Genomic DNA, 19,157 nt, shown 5'->3' with positions numbered 1-19,157 from the left:
AACTTTGGATAAAGAATAAAAATAATGAAGATATAAGGCGAATTATAAGGATATAAAAAATCTTTTAACGATCATTTAATTTTGTATTTAATCTGTTATAGGGGGATAACTGCAGAGGGATGTTGTGCACATCAGAATAATAAAATTTTTGAGCGGAATTTTTATTACAATTATCTTTTTATTTGGAGTGGGGATTCTCGTTTTACCTTATCTTGTCTCTACAGATGCGATTCGTATTCATTTAGCACAGGATTTGAGTGCATGGACGGGTTATAATGTACAACTGCGTGATCCACCGCGGTTACATCTTTTCCCTTATCCTAAAGCATTTCTTTCCGGCGTTACTTTAACATCAAAAATGGATGATGTTACGCCATTATTGGAAGCTGAATCAATAGAAGTTGATCTTTCTTTAATAGATCTTCTTTGGGGGCATGTTTCTTTTTCCGAGACGCGGATTGTGCGTCCTCAATTTGTTATGGAAAAGCCCGTTGAAACAATGGCAGATTTTTTTGATAGATTTTCTCGCTCACAAGGTGCATTAGGATTGGCAATACGCAATGCGCGTGAAATATTAAAAAATAATCCTGAACATCCAGAGCTAGAGCATCTTTTGAAACAACCTTTTGGGAGGATTGTTATTGAAAATGGTGTTCTTGTGTATCACGATAGTTTTTCGGGAGTAGCAGAAAAAATAACAGGATTAAATGCGACTTTAGATTGGGCTGAATCGACTGAGGAAGTACGCTTGCGTGCAGATGCTCGTTGGCGCGGAGAATTTACAAAGTTATCAATTGATGCTTCTCAAGCATTGCTGCTTCTTGCAGGAGGAAAAAGCCAGATTAAGGCAAGTCTCAATTCTGTGCGTGGGGGAATAACGTTTACAGGACAGGCTCGGTTATCTGAATATTATATTTTTGATGGAAAGGTATCGATGCGTTCTCCGGGATGGAATCAGACATTGTCTTGGATTGGTGGGAATCAGTTTTGGGGACATAAATTAAAAATACCCATTGTATGGGAATCTCATTTTTTAGCGCAACCAATGCATATCCAAATGAATAATGTTACCTTTACGATGGGGCAAACTAGTGCGCGTGGGGCTTTAGAACTTGATTTCCAAGATTCTGTACCAGATATTATGGGCTCTTTAGCATTTGATAACTTAGATTCTAGCACTTTGGGCTCAATGTTTTTTTCAAGCAAAAAGAAAAATTCATTTTTTGATATGACAAATTTTGATTGTATTGGGGTGGATGTACGACTTTCTGCACCACAAACTAAAATAGGGAATATTTCACTCACAAATTTAGCTGCTGCAATACAAATAAAAAATGGGCATGGTATTTTTGATCTTGGGCATGCGAATATTTGGGGTGGATCCATTCAAAGTAATATTGAAGTTACGCCAGTTGGACAGAAAGTGCGTATTGGAGGAAATATTTCAGGTGCTTCTATTGATATGCAGGAAGCTCTAGAAGCTTTAGGATTTATTCCATTTATACAAAGCAAAACGAATTTTACTGCAACGATACAGACACTGGCTGATTCTTGGATGGAAGTTTTTACAAAAATGCAGAGTGAATTAACATTAAAGATGTCTTCTGGTCGGCTATTAGGGTATGATTTGAATGAATTACAAACAAGACTTTCAAACAAACAACAATTTCTTTTAACAAATGATGATTCTCTTTCCACAACTTTTGATCACTGGGATATCCAGACAAGCTTTTCAGAAGGTGTGATGAAAGTGACAGAGTCATTGATGCATACAGCAGACTTGAGTTTATCCATTCAGGGAGCTATTGCAACTGCTATTTCTCAAGGGAAGCAGAATGAATTGATACTACAGGCACAATTACGAAAAAATTATAGATCAGACACTTTATGTAAAGATGTTCAATGCCTTGCTAACAGCCTTGCATGGCCTTTTACATTTTCTCTGAGCTCTAAAGGACAAGATCATGGTAATTTTTTAATTACAAAAGCCACTGATACAGATTGAGTATTGTTTTTCGTCTATACAACATTTTATTTTATAATTATAACTCATCCGTTTACAATTTAAAGTTGTTTTTAAACTTAAATAAGAAATTCCACTATCGTAAGATTCTCTCATTTTAAATCTATTCGTGATAAAGTCATAAAAATCGTCCTCTACGTTATAAGCGTGGTTGGTATGTCGATAAATGAGTGAAGAGAGGAAGAACAACGCTTCTTATAAAATCTTTTAAATACAAGAGATTCATAATATTGATGCAAGTCTTAGAAGGTTGCTAGCAATATTTTGTTACACTAAATTTTTAAGGGATGTCGGTCAGTGCTTATTGAATCTCAGAAGAAATACCATAGCCATCTTTGGTAACTGTATGCTTCCCGTCGGCTCCAACAGAACCAATTCCCACTGTAATCAAAATAAAGGCTAAGAGGGTTGTAATCGTAATAATTGTAGCTTTTTTAGCAGACATATCTTTTTCCTCCACGGATGCATCAATGACCCAATTCAAAGATGAACGGTGTATTATCTAAACTTTTATGAAAGCAGAATCACTTAAAGACCGATAGGTTCCTATTATCATCTCATAAAGCTAAAAAAACTCTATAAATTTTTCATATATTATAGTTCTATAGATATATTTTTTTCTTTTTGTTATATATTTTTCTTCATTTTCTCGATGATGATAGTGAGCTTTGGCAAAATTTTTATGCGCATAAATTATAAACTTAAAAGATTATTTATTAGACAGACATTGGCTTTGAATGAAGAAATAAAGATAGAGGGGGCGCAAGCTTTTTATCTTGTGCATGTTTTGCGGATGAAAGAAGGAGCAGAAATTTTACTTTTTAATGGACAGGATGGTGAATGGCTTGCTAAACTTATCATTGTAAAAAAAAAATTTGTTGTGGTTCAGCTTATCCATCAAGAAAGATTACAAACGAGGCATTCTAATCTTATTTATTGCTTTGCTCCACTTAAAAACGCGCGGTTGGATTATATGGTGCAGAAAGCTGTTGAAATGGGGGTATCGATTTTGCAGCCTGTTATAACGCATCATACGCAGGTTACGCGTATCAATATGGCGCGTATGGAAGCCAATGTTATCGAAGCTTCTGAACAGTGTGGCATTTTATCTCTGCCTGAATGCGTATCTGCTCTATCATTAGCAGAACTTTTAGCACAGTGGGATGAGACACAGCCTTTATTCTTTTGTGATGAAGAGCATAAATCGCATAATCCATTACCTTCTTTTAAAAAGCGTGACGTTACAACACCTGGTGTTCTCATTGGACCAGAAGGTGGGTTTAGTGAAGAAGAGCGGAGCTTTTTAAAAAAACATCCTTTTGTGGTTCCAATATCATTAGGTCCGCGTATTTTACGCGCTGACACTGCCGCTGTCGCTGCTTTGGCTCTTCTTAATGCTACCGTGGGGGATTGGGCAATGGATTGAGAAGTCTGTAAAATCATTCTAAACAATTCATTTAAGACGATGATAGGATATGATAAGTTATGGCGCTTGATATAACCGATGAAAGTGAAATTTATAACTTAGATTCCTTGGTTAGCTATTTCCAAGGGGGGTATAAACCAGAAGATGATTGGCGTATTGGTACAGAACATGAAAAATTTCCGTTTTATAGAGATGGTTTTCTTCCTGTTCCTTATGAAGGTGAGAGAGGAATCCGAGCGCTTTTAAAGGGGATGCAAAGCGTTTTAGGATGGGAACCTATTTTAGATGAAGGGAATATTATTGGGCTCGTAGGATCAGGTGATCAGGGGGCTATTTCTTTGGAACCTGGGGGACAATTTGAATTATCGGGTGCACCATTAAAAACAATAGGTCATACTTATAACGAGTTGATGCAGCATTTAGCTCTTCTCAAGAAAATTTCAGAACCATTAGGGATTGGTTTTTTAGGTCTTGGTGCTAGTCCAAAGTGGACTTTGGCTGAAACGCCGAAAATGCCTAAGTCACGTTATCAGATTATGACTGATTATATGCCGAAAGTGGGGCATAATGGTCTTAATATGATGTATCGCACATCAACGGTTCAGGTTAATCTTGATTTTTCATCTGAAAGTGATATGCGGCAAAAAATGCAAGTATCTATGAAGTTACAGTCTATTGCGACCGCATTATTTGCAAGTTCACCTTTTACAGAAGGACGTCCGAATGGCTTTTTATCTTGGCGTTCTGAAATTTGGCGTAATACGGATAATCAGAGGACAGGGGTTCTCCCTTTTATATTTTCTGAGCGCTTTGGTTTTGCTGATTATGTTGAATGGGCCCTTGATGTTCCAATGTATTTTGTTGTTCGTGATGGTCGTTATTATGATTGTACACACATAACGTTTCGTCAGTTTATGAATGGAGCATTAAAAGGACAAGTTGCAAATTCAATTCCAAATATGGGAGATTGGATTAATCACCTATCAACGTTATTTCCTGAAGTCCGCTTAAAAAGATTTTTAGAAATGAGAGGAGCGGATTGTGGTTCTTGGAAGCGTATTTGTGCGTTGTCAGCTTTTTGGGTTGGGCTTCTTTATGATAGAGAAGCACTTAATGAGGCGGAGGCTTTGACAAAAGATTGGTGTTTTGAAGAAGTTTTAGAGTTGCGCCAACGCGTTCCAAAAGAGGGGTTAAAAACTCCTTTTCGTCAAACCATTCTGTTAGAATTAGCTCGTCAAGCCCTTGCTATTGCACGCAAGGGCCTAAAAAATCGCAAACAGTATGATGCGAATGGTTTTGATGAAACAAATTTTCTTAATCCTTTAGAAGAGGTTGTTGCAATGGGGCAAACAGATGCTGAAAAATTGTTGTCCTATTACTATTCTATTTGGAATGAGTCTGTAGAACCTGTATTTTTAGAATGTGCTTATTAAATTTGAGGCAAAGACATTTTGTACTTTTTTAAAAATGCATATCACTGTGGTGGCTCATTCACTCACTTATCTTAGAAAGAATATTTCCCCTTGCTTTCAACATTGTCTCGTAAATGATACAATACAAAGATCTCTTAGTCCCTATTATTTTTATATCCAGATTAATACTGTCACGATATTTCCGTAACCTCAATCTTGTATCTTTATCTTAGAGATGGATCATAAGAGATATATTTAGCTTGTTATCAAATATTTTTATCCACTTGGCTCATCACGCTTATGAATAAGTCTGAAAACAATATTTTTCACTTTTTAATAAAGGAATAAAAATATTATTTGTGTTTAATAATCTTATCCAATATTAAATTATTATCATTCAATATACGATGTTTATATGAATATGAAGTATTTTTTATGTGGAACAAAATACAAAAATTTAGTTGTTGTACAGGCAAGCTGCAAATACTTATTTTGTTTGCTAAACATAGAGTGGGCTGCTTAACTTTTTGTTGCTTCCATTTTTTATTAGCCAGATCTTATAAGGATTCTTATCCCTTTTTTTATCATTATACGATATAATTACGCTGTCATTATGCAGACAATAGCTGTATTTTTAAAACGGGTAAGGAAATTACATGTTATTATTTTCTCTGGACGCATAATTTGTTCTTTTCGGTTAATGGGAGTTGGAGAATCTAGAAATTTTTTTCCATATTCAGCCATCAGATCATGAAAGTCTTCTGCAAGTTTTGCGAGAAAAACATCTTTTTTCAATGAATCAAATGAGTATTGTATTTGATTAGTGAGCAGATCTTCATCTTTGGATTATTTGCCAAACAACAGCAAAACGTCCACAAAAGGCAAGTATTGTGTGATAATGCTTTAAAATATCCAATTGTGGAGGTTCAATTTGTAGTTCTATTAAATATTTTTAAAATCATACCTTATCATATTCTACAGATGTAACAGGTTTTGTCTTACTTTGAAAGACTTTTATAACTTCTTTTGCTATTTCCTTTTTTTCACGATATTCTAAGTCTTTATGGTTTTGACTGATAAAGTTCATTGTACGGATTCAAATCGTTCACTTTAGTATATCCAAATGATATTAATACAGCAAACAAAAGTATCAATAGAGAAGATACAACAATAAATGTTATGGTACGCTTCATGAGTAATTTAACTCCTTATCTTCAATAAATAGACCGATATTAAATACGTCTATGATGACGATTGATATCATTTAGTTTTGTTATATCAACAGGATATATGGTATTTTTGTTGGTATTGTGTTTTAGGGTGTGTTGAGTAATGTTTTATATTATTAGTTGTATTGCATTTTATAGGTATTGTGGTTTTCGAAGTCTTCACATTTGAGATTTTTTTGTTATTGAGAGGGCATATTTTTATGTCTATAAAGAGAATTTCGAAAAACAAAAAAGCTTCCATTGAGAGCAGAGAAAGAATGTGTAAAAGGTGTTATCCATAAAATAATTATATTTGAAGTGCTGATCAAAATTGTTGAGAGTGCCGTCCATAAAATTGGCAAGAGTGGCTTGATCTTGTATTTTCAGAAAAGTTATGAATGTTCGATTATTAATTAACCATTGTTTGGAAAGCTCTTTTCAATTCAAAGAGCAAAAGAGAGTGATAAGGGCATTTAGAGTGATAAGATATGTTGGAGTTATTCAGTATTAAGATGCTATGAGTGCTGTTTATATTTCTCTTTTTAAATTATTTAATGAGAGTATAAATTTAAATAATAGGAAAATAATTTTATTTATTTTCTTTAAACATTTATTAGTAGATAAAAAATTCTCTTTTAATCTATAAATTGAAAAATAATGGTTTTGTAAAAACCTTGTAAGTTTTATACTTTAACTTTCAAATATCATGCATTGATTTTGAGGTATGTATGTTATTTACATCAATCATAAACAATAGTGGATATAGACTGGGCATAGACAATGACATTTAATTTTTTTATCAATTTATTTCTATTTGTTATTTTTTTATTGTGGATTGCTCAGAGTAAGAGAATGCAATGGAGTCTTTCACTCCGTGTTATGCTAGGGCTTATCCTTGGCTTGATTTTTGGTAGTATTTTACAGTTTGTTTATGGAGAGGGTGAAGGCACTTTATTGAAATCCGTTGAATGGTTTAACATTGTTGGTGAAGGCTATATTTTATTGTTACAAATGATTGTTATGCCACTGGTTTTTGTCTCTATCGTTTCAGCGGTTGCTCATTTACATTCTGTTTATGCTGTTGGAAAGATGAGTATAATAACAATTTCAATATTGCTTTTTACAACGGCTCTTTCAGCATTGGTTGGCGTGCTTGTGGTTAATTTCTTTGGATTAACAGCAAATGGTTTGGTGCATGAAGGGCAAAATGTTTCTGCTATTCTTGAAGGTCATATTTCTCAACTTGGAGATATGAATATACCAAAGATGATTTTGTCTATGATTCCTAAAAATCCATTTGCTGAATTGAGTGGAGCTAAACGTACGTCAATTATCAGTGTTGTGATTTTTGCGTCATTTTTAGGTGCAGCGGTTCTTCTTTTAAAGAAAGATGAGCCAGAAAAAGGAGAAAACGCGCTTTTATTTATTCAAGTGGCACAAGCTTGGATTATGCGGTTGGTCCGTATAGTGATTGCTTTGACGCCTTATGGTATTTTTGCTCTTATGACGAAAGTAGGAGCGATATCACGTATTTCAGATATTTTAAATTTACTGGTTTTTATTATTGCCTCTTATGTCGGTATTATCTTAATTTTTGGTATTCATGGTGTACTGCTTGGCATTTCTGGGATTAATCCCTTTCGTTTTTTCAAAAAGGTTTTACCGGTTTTAACATTTGCTTTTAGCAGTCGTTCAAGTGCTGCAAGTATTCCTTTGAATATTGAAGCGCAAACGCAGTGGATAGGAGTTCCGCAATCCATTGCGAGTTTTGCAGCTTCTTTTGGGGCAACAATTGGACAAAATGGTTGTGCCGGTCTTTATCCAGCGATGCTTGCGACCATGATTGCACCCTCTATGGGTATTAATCCTCTTGATCCTACTTGGATTGCTACGCTTGTTGGGATTGTAACGTTGAGTTCTATTGGTGTTGCTGGTGTGGGGGGAGGGGCTATCTTTGCTGCATTGATTGTTTTACCAATTATGGGATTTCCTGTTACTTTGGTTGCTGTACTCATCTCTATTGAACCGCTAATTGATATGGGACGTACTGCTCTAAACGTGAGCGATTCAATGGTAGCTGGAACAATTACCAGTCAAATGTTACGAACAACGGATAAAAGTATTTTAAAAAAATGATTTTAGGTTATGTTTTTTTAGATTGTAAAACATCTGTAAGAGATATTTGCGCTGAACCAGGTTGTAGGGGTTTTTGTTGATTGGGGTGAGGGGCCCAACCAGAGAGCCAGATGAAAGAAAAATGTGCACGAATACGTCCATCAGGATCACTAAATCGTTGTGCATAGATTTCAGCTGCGCGGAGAAAAAAACGTTTGGATACAGGGCGTCGTGAACGATTTATGTGTGCATTTTGCATTCCCATAGCTTTAAGATCGTGCATAAGATCAAACATTGTATTATAACGTATTGTGATATCTTCAACGTCTGCTACAGGAAGGGCAAAGCCAACACGCTGTAAAAGAGCGCCTGCATCACGAATGTCGGCAAAAGGGTAGACCCTAGGGCTTGCTCCATCATAAATTTCACTTTCAGCTTGCAGTAGGCTTTCGCGCAATTCTCTTAATGTACCAGCTCCTGCCATAACAGCAAGAAATAAGCCATCTGGTTTAAGAGTATTTTTTATCTGGCTTAGAACACCAGGGGTATCATTGGTCAATTGTAATGAAAGAAGTGAAACAATAAGGTCACAGTAACTTTGAGGTAAATCAAGAAATTCTCGATGACGTAAATGAAATTTTTTATCATGGCTTTGATAAAGCGTATCGGTTTCAATACGTTCTATGGAACAAACTTTTCCAGACTTCATTAAAGCTTGCGCAGCAAGGTCTGTATGGCTGTGTAAATCGAGAGCTAATGTAAAGAGGCGATCAACAGTACTAAGACGTTTATAGAGATCTTCTGCTATGTGAGAGAGTAAAAAGTCATATCCTTTTTTTGCTTTTTGGAAAGCGCGTTTGCGGAATTGTTCAATGCGGTTATGATCAAAAATTAAAGGATGCGACATATTGTAGAACACTTTCTCTCTATGAAAGAATATATTTTGAAAAGGTTCATTATTTGTGCAAGCTCTGTCAAGTTTATAATATGAAAGAAAATAAATTTATAGAAGGTAAGAGTTTTTAAAGGAATTAAAATTATAAATTGAGGAAATACAAAGGAACTTTTGTTCTACGGGGAACTTGTAAAAGCCTAGATTTATAATGTTGTACTTTCGAGAAGCGGCGTTAAATAGCAACGATATACTAAGTAGATGCATTGAACGCTTGAAAACAATGCTTTATCCCCCAATTTGTCCTGGATGTAAGCAAAATGTTTCTACTTATGGTACGATTTGCTCCGAATGTTGGAAAGAACTTCAATTTATCACAAAACCTTATTGTCCTGTTATGGGGACTCCTTTTGTTTGTGATATGGGGGAGGGGTTTCTCAGTGGTGAAGCACTTCGTAATTCTTATCCTTTTTCACGTGTTCGCTCGGTCATTGTTCATAAGGGGCTTGCACGAACTTTAGTAACGCGTTTAAAATATGGTGATCATATAGAATTGGCATCATTTATGGCCAAGTGGATGATGTTTGCTGGACGCGAGGTTATTGATGATTGTGATGTTATTATCCCCATTCCATTGCATTTTCGTCGTTTTTGGGAGAGGCGTTATAATCAATCTGCTGAGCTTGCACGTTATATTGCAGAATCACAAAAAAAGCTTTTAAAACCGGGGTGGCTTGTTCGTTGTCGGCATACCCGTCCGCAGGTTAGTCTTTCTTCAAGAGAGAGAAAACTTAACGTAAAAAATGCTTTTAAGGTTTCGCATAAGGTTAAAAAATACCTTAAAGGATGTTCTGTTTTACTGATTGATGATGTTTTTACAACGGGTGCAACAGTTACGGCAGCAGCCTCTGCATTAAAAGATGCAGGTGCACGACAGGTTGATGTGCTAACATTTTCGCGTGTCCTCAAAGAAGATTCTATTTATCCCTCTTCTTAAGAGAAACTTGAAGTGAATATTATAAAAAATATTGGAGGAAACTATTATGAAAGAGATAATAATTTATACACGTCCCGGTTGTCCTTATTGCATAAAAGCTCGTGATTTACTTGATAAAAAAGGCGTAAAATATACAGATATTGATGCTTCTACATCCCGTCGCCAAGAAATGGTACAGCGCGCAAATGGACGTAATACATTTCCGCAAATTTTTATAGGTGATTATCACGTGGGCGGTTGTGATGATCTTTATGCTTTAGAGGCTGAGGGAAAGCTCAATTCTTTATTACAAGGCATACAATAGTTGTAAATGAGATATTCTTAAGACCGTTTTGCGAGAAGGAGGTAGTTAACGTCCATGTCTTTTGAGCGATTCCAGCTGTCGTTTAATGGGTTATAAGTAATACCTATCTCATCAATGACAGCTAGAGCATTTTGTGATAAGAAATTTTTAAGTTCTAGAGGTTTTAGGAATTTTTTATAATCATGTGTTCCTTTAGGAAGCCAACGTAGGATATATTCAGCGCCTACAATAGCAAGCCCCCATGCTTTCCATGTACGGTTGAGTGTCGAGACAAACATCAACCCTTGTGGTTTCAGCATTTTTGCTGTAGCTTCTATGAAGAGATTAACGTCAGCGACATGTTCAACAACTTCCATATTAAGGATGATATCAAATTTCTCTCCTTCGTTGGCGAGTGCTTCTGCCGTAGTGGTACGGTAATCAATTAAAAGATCATTTTGGGTTGCATGAATTTTTGCGACTTCAATATTCGTTTGTGAAGCATCAACGCCTACGACCATAGCGCCAAGACGTGCCATTGGTTCACATAACAAGCCTCCTCCACAGCCAATATCAAGAATTTTCAAATTCTCAAAGGGTGTAAGTGAAACAGGGTCACGATTAAACTCTAAACAGATTTTTTCTCTGATGTAAGCAAGGCGTGTTGGGTTAAATTGGTGAAGAGGTCGAAATTTTCCTTGTGGATTCCACCATTCTGTAGCAATACGTGAAAAGTGATCAATTTCACTTTGATCAATAGTTGTCCGCATTTTATCTATCATTTTGCTTTCCTTTTATTTTTTAATGATCACGTCAAGTTTTTTTATAAAAAGTCAAGAGAAATTAATATAATCATAATGAAACTTGCACAAATGATAGATATTCGCTATGTCGAGTAAATGATTAGTTGATAGAACATCTTATTCTCGTTACCGTTTGAGATAAGAGATGTAAAGATAGAGTATTATTAATGGCGCGCATTGTCATGAAATTTGGTGGAACATCTGTAGCAAACATTGAATGTATTCATAATGTTGCAAGGCATGTCAAAAGAGAGGTTGATGCAGGTAATGAGGTTGCCGTTGTCGTATCTGCGATGGCTGGTAAAACCAATGAACTTGTTCAGTGGACGTGTGATGCTTCGCCTATACATAGAGATGTTCGTGAATATGATGTTGTGGTTGCTGCTGGTGAACAGGTTACTTCTGGTTTGTTGGCTTTAACACTTCAAACAATGGGCGTGAATGCACGTTCATGGCTTGGTTGGCAAATTCCTATTCATACAGACAATGCGCATGGCCGTGCACGTATTACTGATATTGACGGATCTTTTTTAATAGAGCGTTTTCAGGAAGGTCAGGTTGCTGTTATTGCTGGTTTTCAGGGGGTAACTCCGGATAATCGAATTTCTACCTTAGGACGTGGGGGATCAGATACAAGTGCTGTTGCTATAGCAGCGGCTGTACAAGCTGATCGCTGTGATATTTATACGGATGTGGATGGTGTTTATACAACGGATCCACGTATAGAACCGAAAGCGCGTCGTTTACCAAAGGTAGCTTTTGAAGAGATGCTGGAAATGGCTTCTCTTGGTGCAAAAGTTTTACAGGTTCGTTCTGTTGAATTGGCAATGGTTCATAAGGTTCGTACCTTTGTGCGTTCAAGTTTTGAGGATCCTGATGCTTTAGGCATGGAGGATCCAATGAGTTCTTCTGGAACACTTATTTGCGATGAGGATGAAATTGTGGAACAACAAAATGTTACTGGTATTGCTTTTGCTAAGGATGAAGCACAAATTTCCCTTCGTCGGCTTGCCGATCGTCCAGGGATTTCGGCAGCAATTTTTGGCCCCTTGGCTGAAGAGCGCATTAATGTTGATATGATTGTGCAAAATATTTCTGAAGATGGCTCAAAAACTGATATGACTTTTACGGTACCATCAGCAGATGTAGAAAAAGCTGTTGCACTTCTTGAGAAAAATCGTAAAGAAATTGGATTTGATGTTCTCCAATTTGAAAGCGATCTTGCCAAGGTATCTGTGATTGGTATTGGAATGCGCAGCCATGCAGGTGTTGCTGCTACAGCTTTTAAGGCTTTGGCTGAAAAGGGTATTAATATTCAAGCAATCACCACCTCAGAAATTAAAATTTCTATTTTGATTGATAGTGCTTACACTGAACTTGCGGTTAGAACATTACATGCTGTTTATGCTCTTGATAAGGGGTGAGCATTTTTTAGCTCCAATAAAGTTTCAATAACGTAAAGCTTTAATATATATTAATAATTTTTATTAAGGATAACTTATATTTTGAACTTAAATGAGAACTATTCAATACAGCAAAATGCTCTCATTTTAAACTTATTCGTGATCTTGAAAACGGGAAGACAGTTTAACACTGGGAGACTATGAAGTTGTAAAGGTAAAAATCAATACTCATCTTTACGCTTATAAAGGAGAAAGTGAGCCGCACTAAGGCTATTTTCAGTTTCCAATATTGTGCAACTTTTGCTTTGAAATAAGGAAACCTTCCGGTATTTTGCTTTCTTACCCGAGTGATAAGACGACAAATGATCCTTAAAAATATATTTGCTCAAAAAATAATATGTTTTTTAAAGAAGGCTAGGATTAAAGCTGTTGATAATACTGACAATAAAGTCAGTAACGAAAAGATGGATTTGTTGGAAAAATGAGCTACGGGATTACTTAACTAATTATTGGGTCTGCTTGCTATGTTGACGTTATAAGTGATAGGTGAGGTTGGAAGAACTGTTGTGGCTATAAAGGGCAGTAAAAAACTTATATTATTTCAATAAATTAACGTCTATATACTTTATTATAAAAACAGAAGCTTGTAAGAATTGTGATGATGGAGTTAAGGTGTTTGAAACAACTCTCTATGATTTTTATACACACAGTTATGGTGAGAAAGTTATTTTGTGTTGATTAACTCAATATACCTTATTCATGTGCATTGAGTAGCCAAGATCTTAATGATAGCTTCAAATGAAGATATATTATTTACATTACTATTAATTATTGTTTCTTATTTTTTCGTTATAATTAAATATAACATATTGATTTATAATAGGAATTCATTGTTTCTTCATAGTGGATAATAGCTTTGACGAAAGATCGCTTCTCCTATCACAAATCCCTTTATATTAAATCAATTAAAATTATTTCTGTATACGCTACAAGTGGGACTGGTATGTGAGTAAACTTTATTGAAGAAAGGAGTAAAAACGTCTCTTACGAATTCTCTCAAGTGTCAAAAGTTGTTGCAACATGAGAGGTTGGCAAATAATATGATGATGTCAGTTTACATCTTCATAGATGTAAAGATGAGGTAAAACAACGGCTTTTACGTTCAATATTGTCCAAATCCAACAAATGAATAGAATCACTTTTTAAAAAGCTCGTATAAAAGTCTATTTTTAATTAGTTTATTGGGAACTATGAGCAACGTCTTTATTGCGCTTAATATAAATAAATCCATATCCTAGACCGATAAGAGCAGATAAACCAGAGCCACAAAGTACTCCAATTTTTGCAGCATCAAGAAGGATAATATTTTTAAAAGCAAGCATTGAAACAAAGATAGACATTGTAAAGCCAATTCCTGCTAAAAAACCAATGAGTAAAATACCTGTCCATGTCATATGAGGAGGGAGGCGGCATAGACCTGATTTTACAGCTAGATAACTGGCAGTGATAATGCCAAGCGGCTTACCGATGAAAAGCCCAATAACAACACCAAGAACAATCAAGAATGATTTATCGGAAGAAAGGTCAAAGTTTGCAAAACTTACTCCTGCATTTGCAAAGGCAAAAATCGGCATTACACCGTATGCAACCCATGGATGCAATGCTTTCTGAACACGGGTTACTGGAGCAATTATGGCACGCTGTCCTTTGCGCATTTTTTTCAATGCGGTTGAAATATGATGGAGATCTGTTTTAATATTTTTTTCTTGAAGAATTTGCATAGCATTGCTGAGCGTGGTGAGTGGCGCTACAAGAGTCCGAGTAGGAAAAACGGGAGTCATCATCCCTAAAATTACACCAGCAAGTGATGGATGAACGCCTGTTACCATTAAACCCCACCAGATGATTGCACCAGGTAAAATGTAAAGCCATGCTGATGCAAGCCCAATCCATTGAAAGAATAGCACTAGAGCAATACCTGCTCCTGCAATCATTAAACCACTAAGATCAATGTTTGTTGAGTAGAAAAAAGCAATAATAAGAACAGCTATAATATCATCAATAATCGCGAGTGATAGAAGAATGATATGAAGATTAGAAGGAATTTTTTTTCCAAGAAGAGCAAGAATACCGAGAGCAAAGGCAATATCTGTTGCTGTTGGTACGGCCCAACCATGTATATGCCCATCATTAAAGTTGAAGATAAAATAAATAATTGCAGGGAAACAAACACCCCCTATTGCAGCAACAATTGGTAAGATTGCTTGTTTAAAATCGGCAAGAGCACCTTCATGAATCTCGCGTCGGATTTCCATTCCAGCAACGAGAAAAAAAATAGTCATAAGAGCATCATTAACCCAAAAATGCAAATCCCATGAAAGAGTGAAATGCCCCAAATTAAAACCAAGAGGTGTATGCCAAAAAGATTCATAGAGATCAGCATATTTAGAATTGGCAAAAATGAGTGCAGAAGCAGCAGCTAATAAAAGAACAATACCACTAAGAGCTTCAATATGGAGAAAACGCTCGATAGCAGAAAGCGCTTGATTGGTGACACGAGAAGCGCGATTAGGCAAGCGATTTGAAGATAAATCAGACATGAACAACTCCAAGTATCGACAATTTTATAATTCTATATTCTCTTATGTAAATGACTCTATGTGAAGCCTTCTGTATCATATAAAAGCAAAAAGAGGAATAAAGTTCTTAATTTATAGACAAGATCATCATGTTTAAAGCACAAAATGTTCAAGGCGATGCTTCATTTTTAATAGTGAGATCTACTTTGCTTAAAGCCTTGGATAGATCATTTTGTAAAGCAGATTCGAGATCAATTATTGTGAGCCCTTTATTATCTTTTGCTTTAATTTTAACGCTCAATGTTTGCGGATTTTTAGCAAATTCACCTAAGGATTTTGAAATTTTTTCTGCTTCGTCATGATTTTTTAACAGAATGTTAGGGGTCTGCGTCATCATTAGATAGAAATCGTCATAGAGTTCCTTTTTAAGATCATGTTTGCTGTCATTAAGAGTTTGCGCAAGATAAGAAAAAAGCTTATCAATGAAACCTGCATCCTTATATTGTATATCAATTTCATTGATGCCAAGGTCTTGAGAAGCAGAAATCATTACATTTTTCTGACCAGAAAAAAGCTTTTCATCAACATCAATAACCTTGGCTGATATGTACCCAGATCCGACGTCTTTCATATCGAAAGACATTGCATCAAGAAAGAGCATACGTTTTTTTTCATCATAAGAAATATCAATTTTTCCTGAAATGTTAAAGCGCTCAAAGTTCAAATTTTTGAAGAGTTCTAAGTCTTTTTCATTCATTTTTTTAGGTAAAACGGAAAGGTTATTGAGGGAAAGAAAAAGTTTTTTAGGGATAGGTTGTTTCCACAAGCTTGGTTTGAATTGGAATGATTCGAGTGTTGCTTTCAACTGTGGTATATCAACGGTGACGTTATCAACTTTGGCATCGGCTGAGGTAATGGCGAGCAATATGTTTAGAAGTAGACCATTTTGTGCTATTTTTTCAGCGGTTTTATTATTCTCTTTTTTTGCATTAAGATAAGCTTTGATCAATTTTTCAGGAGTTTGTTCAAGTGGCTTCATCTTTAAACCAGATGTTTTAAACTGTTGGAGAAAGAAAGAGCTGTTTTTTTCTGCTTCTTCAAAAATATCAACGCTTATATTATTCAGAGCAATGGGACCAGTAACGGTTTTACCTTGATTGAGAGTATTGTTTTTTCCAAAGATGATAGAATAGGCGTAGTTGATGTCGATATCATGGGCTTTTATTGTATCACTTTTAGCCATAATCTGCATCTGTTTGGCACCATTGACTGCAACTGTTTTAAGATCCATACTTTTGATACTAACTGAACGGATATGGCCATTTCTAAAATCAGAAAGCTGGAAATTATTGACTTCAACCGTTTCTATTTGCTTATTTTTATTTTCTATAGAAAGTTGTATATTGGGAGCAATAATTGAGGAAAGCTCAATACGCATCATTGATTGTAAAAGACGTGATGTTATCGTTCTATCTTTTTCTTTTAAAGATACACTTCGAAGAGAAATTTGGGGAATTTGCACATGAATATTATTATGCTTTAAATCAACATTATAGAGTGTGAAAGTTCCAGGAATAAAGGAAAGAGGAGGACGGGCAGAAATGGCACCAATTTTAAGTGATGTACCAGCTGGAACAGGTATTGTCACATTCTTCAAATTGATTTTACCTAGAATGCTTACTTCAGATGTTTCGGCTTTTATGGAATGACGGGCTATTTCTTTTCTTACAAAACTGTCAAGATAGGGTTTTGCAATATAAAATCCACCAACCATTATAATTGCCAAGATAGCAACAAATCCAATAATGCAAGTGAGCCAATATCTGAGGTTACTTTGATACCCACTATTAAGATTGACCATTCTTTCTTCTTTCATTTTTATCACTCTTTGAATTGAGAGTGAAGATAAATTCTTTTAAGCAACGACAAAGGTTTAAATATAGCGTGTACCAGTTTCAACAATTATCTACGCTCTATATTAGAGTTATTCTCATCTTTTTTGCAATATAGCTTTATCAACTTTTATCAATTTTCTTTGGGTTCAGCACTTTATAGAAAAGCACGCATAATAAGGAGAGGCAAGTTTATGCGCATCATAATTTTTTATCACTTTAAAATTATCCTAAAATATTTCGATGTCTGCTTTTATCTTGCTGCTGTTTATAGGAATATTTAAAACATAAAAAATATGTTCTTGTTCATTATAATTTAATGGGGAGAGGTAAGTGTTATGACAGAAAATCAAATAATGGCTTTTTCGATCATTGGTCTCATGATGGTTGTTTTTATTTGGGATCGATTTCGTTATGATCTTGTTGCTATTTGTACGTTATTAATAGCTTGTGCTCTTGGTCTTGTCAGTCCGAAGGAAGCTTTTAGCGGTTTTAGTAATGATATCGTTATTATCGTGGGGAGTGTGTTTGTTGTCAGTACGGCCGTATCGCGCTCTGGTATAATGGAATTTATTATTCAACGGGTATGGCCAGATGTGAAATCGGTGCGTCTTCAATTAGCTTTTTTGGTTATTTCTGTTGTCGTGTTATCAATGTTCGTTAAAAACATTGGTGCTTTGGCTATTATGCTTCCGATAGCTTTTCAGTTTGCTCGTCGTTCTCAGGTTTCTCCTTCTGTCTTTTTGATGCCCATGGCCTTTGGTTCTTTATTGGGGGGGCTTATGACACAGATAGGAACATCTCCCAATGTTGTTATTTCAGCGATGCAAGAACGCTTAGCAGGAACACCTTTTACGATGTTTGATTTTACACCAGTTGGTGCGGTTATTGCGACGGCTGGTGTTTTATATTTGGTTCTTTTTTATTGGCTTTTGCCTGTGCGTGTGCGTTCAGGTGTATCGTTTGATGATGCCATTGATATTCGTAATTATGTTGCAGAAGTGCATATTCCAATAAATTCACCGATTGTGGGAAAAAATATTGTTGATTTGGTTAAGCCATCAAGTGGTGATGTTATGGTGATTCAAATCATCAGAAACAAAGTATCTATTTCACCATTACCAGATTTTGTTTTGTCTGAAAATGATATTATTTTGCTGGAAGGATCACATACAGGGTTAGATAGCGTGATGAACTCTGCTCGTTTAGAGTTTTCTAAAGGGCGAACTATTGCTGCAGGTGATAAGGACAGTGATATTGATATTATTGAAGCCGTCATTACCCATAATTCACCTCTTATCGGTATTAGTGCGAAAGAGTTTTCCTTATTTGATCGCTATAATGTAAATTTGCTTGCGTTAAGTCGTCAGCATGAAAGGGTGCGGGGAAGACTTGATGATATTATTTTCCATCTTGGAGATGTGATTGTTTTGCAAGGACAGGATGCAGTTATTCCAAATTTGTTAAGGGAATTGAAATGCTTACCCCTAGCAAAACGAAATATTGTGTTTGGAAATTTACGACATGGTTTTATATCTTTGGCTATTTTATTTATAGCAATTATTTTTACAGCTTTTCATATTGTTCCAGTTGCTTTTTCTTTCTTTTCTGCTGCTGCTGCAATGGTGATCTTTCGTGTTTTGCCAGCGCGTGATTTGTATCAGGCATTAGATGGTCCAATATTAGTACTATTAGCGGCTCTTATTCCAGTGAGTGAAGCGTTAGAGAAAACAGGATGTACGGAGCTCATTGGTCAATGGCTGAGCCAATTGGCAATATTTTTCCCGCCATCCGGTGCTTTAGCGCTTATGTTGGTGACAGCTATGTTGGTTACGCCATTTTTGAATAATGCAGCAACAGTGATGATGGTAGCACCAATTGCGTCAAGTTTTGCTCATTCTCTCCATTATAAGCCTGAAGCTTTTTTAATGGCTGTTGCAATCGGTGCAGGTTGTGAATTCCTTACACCTATCGGACATCAAAGCAATATGCTCGTGATGGCGCCAGGAGGATACCGTTTTAGTGATTATCCACGTTTGGGTGCTCCATTGGCGGTGTTGATCGTTATTATTGCTGTTCCAATGCTTATGTGGGTTTGGCCATTACAATAAGATATTTTCAGAA

13 protein-coding genes are annotated in these 19,157 nt (G+C 35.8%); 8 read left to right on the top strand and 5 right to left on the bottom strand.

Annotation, left to right across the window (positions count from 1 at the left end):
- Positions 1–124: 124 nt before the first annotated feature.
- Entirely contained in the window at positions 125–2,005 is a 1,881-nt protein-coding gene (locus tag ACFIMU_RS02090) for an AsmA family protein (RefSeq protein WP_375696780.1), read from the top strand.
- A 319-nt stretch (positions 2,006–2,324) separates the two neighbouring features.
- Here ACFIMU_RS02090 and ACFIMU_RS02085 read toward each other — a convergent pair whose 3' ends face one another.
- Positions 2,325–2,468 carry a hypothetical protein gene (locus ACFIMU_RS02085; RefSeq protein ID WP_375606448.1) on the bottom strand — a complete coding sequence of 48 codons (144 nt, stop codon included), beginning with the start codon at positions 2,466–2,468 and terminating at the stop codon, positions 2,325–2,327.
- Between the two features lie 237 nt (positions 2,469–2,705).
- On the opposite strand from ACFIMU_RS02085, the gene ACFIMU_RS02080 reads away from it, so the two are divergent.
- From ACFIMU_RS02080 to ACFIMU_RS02070, 3 genes are all read left to right on the top strand, one after another.
- Positions 2,706–3,449, top strand: coding sequence for a 16S rRNA (uracil(1498)-N(3))-methyltransferase (locus ACFIMU_RS02080; protein ID WP_375606447.1), 744 nt, complete (start codon positions 2,706–2,708; stop codon positions 3,447–3,449).
- Between the two features lie 59 nt (positions 3,450–3,508).
- On the top strand, positions 3,509–4,882 hold the full coding sequence (locus tag ACFIMU_RS02075) for a glutamate--cysteine ligase (protein WP_375606446.1): 1,374 nt from the start codon (positions 3,509–3,511) through the stop codon (positions 4,880–4,882).
- Between the two features lie 1,967 nt (positions 4,883–6,849).
- On the top strand, positions 6,850–8,205 hold the full coding sequence (locus ACFIMU_RS02070; protein ID WP_375606445.1) for an L-cystine transporter: 1,356 nt from the start codon (positions 6,850–6,852) through the stop codon (positions 8,203–8,205).
- A gap of 7 nt (positions 8,206–8,212) precedes the next feature.
- On the opposite strand, the gene ACFIMU_RS02065 is transcribed toward ACFIMU_RS02070, so the two are convergent.
- Positions 8,213–9,091 (bottom strand): methyltransferase, encoded by an 879-nt coding sequence (locus tag ACFIMU_RS02065; RefSeq protein WP_375606444.1) that lies wholly within the window; start codon positions 9,089–9,091, stop codon positions 8,213–8,215.
- A gap of 196 nt (positions 9,092–9,287) precedes the next feature.
- Between ACFIMU_RS02065 and ACFIMU_RS02060 the strand changes: the two genes are divergently transcribed.
- On the top strand, positions 9,288–10,073 hold the full coding sequence (locus tag ACFIMU_RS02060; protein ID WP_375609068.1) for a ComF family protein: 786 nt from the start codon (positions 9,288–9,290) through the stop codon (positions 10,071–10,073).
- A gap of 46 nt (positions 10,074–10,119) precedes the next feature.
- Positions 10,120–10,377 carry a glutaredoxin 3 gene (gene grxC, locus ACFIMU_RS02055; protein WP_375606442.1) on the top strand — a complete coding sequence of 86 codons (258 nt, stop codon included), beginning with the start codon at positions 10,120–10,122 and terminating at the stop codon, positions 10,375–10,377.
- A gap of 17 nt (positions 10,378–10,394) precedes the next feature.
- Here the strand turns inward: grxC and ubiG are convergent, their stop codons facing one another.
- Positions 10,395–11,138 carry a bifunctional 2-polyprenyl-6-hydroxyphenol methylase/3-demethylubiquinol 3-O-methyltransferase UbiG gene (ubiG, locus tag ACFIMU_RS02050; RefSeq protein ID WP_375606441.1) on the bottom strand — a complete coding sequence of 248 codons (744 nt, stop codon included), beginning with the start codon at positions 11,136–11,138 and terminating at the stop codon, positions 10,395–10,397.
- A gap of 188 nt (positions 11,139–11,326) precedes the next feature.
- Between ubiG and ACFIMU_RS02045 the strand changes: the two genes are divergently transcribed.
- Entirely contained in the window at positions 11,327–12,583 is a 1,257-nt protein-coding gene (locus tag ACFIMU_RS02045; RefSeq protein WP_375606440.1) for an aspartate kinase, read from the top strand.
- 1,217 nt (positions 12,584–13,800) lie between these two features.
- Here the strand turns inward: ACFIMU_RS02045 and nhaA are convergent.
- Together nhaA and ACFIMU_RS02035 are read right to left on the bottom strand one after the other, a co-directional pair.
- Positions 13,801–15,162, bottom strand: a complete 1,362-nt coding sequence (nhaA, locus tag ACFIMU_RS02040; protein WP_375606439.1) for a Na+/H+ antiporter NhaA — start codon at positions 15,160–15,162, stop codon at positions 13,801–13,803.
- 148 nt (positions 15,163–15,310) lie between these two features.
- Positions 15,311–17,017, bottom strand: a complete 1,707-nt coding sequence (locus tag ACFIMU_RS02035) for a hypothetical protein (RefSeq protein ID WP_375696779.1) — start codon at positions 17,015–17,017, stop codon at positions 15,311–15,313.
- Between the two features lie 354 nt (positions 17,018–17,371).
- Between ACFIMU_RS02035 and ACFIMU_RS02030 the strand changes: the two genes are divergently transcribed.
- Positions 17,372–19,144: an SLC13 family permease gene (locus ACFIMU_RS02030; RefSeq protein ID WP_375606437.1), complete on the top strand. Its 1,773-nt coding sequence runs from the start codon at positions 17,372–17,374 to the stop codon at positions 19,142–19,144.
- The last annotated feature ends 13 nt before the right edge of the window (positions 19,145–19,157 follow it).

Origin of the sequence: Bartonella sp. AC70YNML (assembly GCF_042196545.1) — a bacterium.
GTDB lineage: Bacteria > Pseudomonadota > Alphaproteobacteria > Rhizobiales > Rhizobiaceae > Bartonella.
Note: the sequence above shows the minus strand (reverse complement) of the source record. Positions and strands in the feature narration are given on the sequence as shown.

Bases quoted from the DNA above. Each gene is read 5' to 3' on its own strand.
- ACFIMU_RS02075 (WP_375606446.1), top strand. From the start codon at position 3,509: ATGGCGCTTGATATAACCGATGAAAGTGAAATTTATAACTTAGATTCC.
- ACFIMU_RS02085 (WP_375606448.1), bottom strand. From the start codon at position 2,468: ATGTCTGCTAAAAAAGCTACAATTATTACGATTACAACCCTCTTAGCC.
- ACFIMU_RS02080 (WP_375606447.1), top strand. From the start codon at position 2,706: ATGCGCATAAATTATAAACTTAAAAGATTATTTATTAGACAGACATTG.
- ACFIMU_RS02060 (WP_375609068.1), top strand. From the start codon at position 9,288: ATGTTGTACTTTCGAGAAGCGGCGTTAAATAGCAACGATATACTAAGT.
- nhaA (WP_375606439.1), bottom strand. From the start codon at position 15,162: ATGTCTGATTTATCTTCAAATCGCTTGCCTAATCGCGCTTCTCGTGTC.
- grxC (WP_375606442.1), top strand. From the start codon at position 10,120: ATGAAAGAGATAATAATTTATACACGTCCCGGTTGTCCTTATTGCATA.
- ACFIMU_RS02065 (WP_375606444.1), bottom strand. From the start codon at position 9,091: ATGTCGCATCCTTTAATTTTTGATCATAACCGCATTGAACAATTCCGC.
- ACFIMU_RS02070 (WP_375606445.1), top strand. From the start codon at position 6,850: ATGACATTTAATTTTTTTATCAATTTATTTCTATTTGTTATTTTTTTA.
- ACFIMU_RS02030 (WP_375606437.1), top strand. From the start codon at position 17,372: ATGACAGAAAATCAAATAATGGCTTTTTCGATCATTGGTCTCATGATG.
- ubiG (WP_375606441.1), bottom strand. From the start codon at position 11,138: ATGATAGATAAAATGCGGACAACTATTGATCAAAGTGAAATTGATCAC.
- ACFIMU_RS02045 (WP_375606440.1), top strand. From the start codon at position 11,327: ATGGCGCGCATTGTCATGAAATTTGGTGGAACATCTGTAGCAAACATT.
- ACFIMU_RS02035 (WP_375696779.1), bottom strand. From the start codon at position 17,017: ATGAAAGAAGAAAGAATGGTCAATCTTAATAGTGGGTATCAAAGTAAC.